This window comes from Exiguobacterium sp. SH0S7 (assembly GCF_004337195.1).
Lineage (GTDB): Bacteria > Bacillota > Bacilli > Exiguobacteriales > Exiguobacteriaceae > Exiguobacterium > Exiguobacterium aurantiacum_A.
This window is the reverse complement of sequence record NZ_SJVA01000037.1, coordinates 1-428: the sequence shown is the minus strand read 5'-3', so window position 1 is coordinate 428 and position 428 is coordinate 1. Positions and strand designations below refer to the sequence as shown.

At 31.3% G+C, this 428-nt stretch carries 1 protein-coding gene; it reads left to right on the top strand.

Features of this window, described 5'->3' with window-relative positions:
* Positions 1-42: 42 nt before the first annotated feature.
* On the top strand, positions 43-428 hold a 386-nt coding region (locus EVJ22_RS15290; protein WP_199749346.1), incomplete at its 3' end, for an aminotransferase class I/II-fold pyridoxal phosphate-dependent enzyme.

The following is a 428-nucleotide window of genomic DNA, read 5'->3' as shown; positions in this document are numbered from 1 at the left end:
ATATTAACTAATTCTAATGAAGGTGTAATAGTCCAAAAACCAGTGTATTACCCATTTGAAGCTAAGATAAAGAGCAATAATAGGGACGTTGTAAACAATCCTCTAATATATGAGAATGGTACTTATAGGATGGATTATGATGATTTAGAAGAAAAAGCTAAGTGTAGCAACAATAAAGTACTGATACTTTGTAGTCCTCACAACCCTGTTGGAAGAGTTTGGAGAGAAGATGAATTAAAAAAGGTTGTAGTAATATGTAAAAAATATGACCTATGGATAATAGCTGATGAGATACATTCTGATTTAATTAGAAAAGGATTTAAACATACTCCTTTACAGTCATTATGCCCAGAGTACAAGGATAAAATAGTTACATGTATAGCTCCAAGTAAAACATTTAATCTGGCAGGAATGCAGTTGTCTAATAT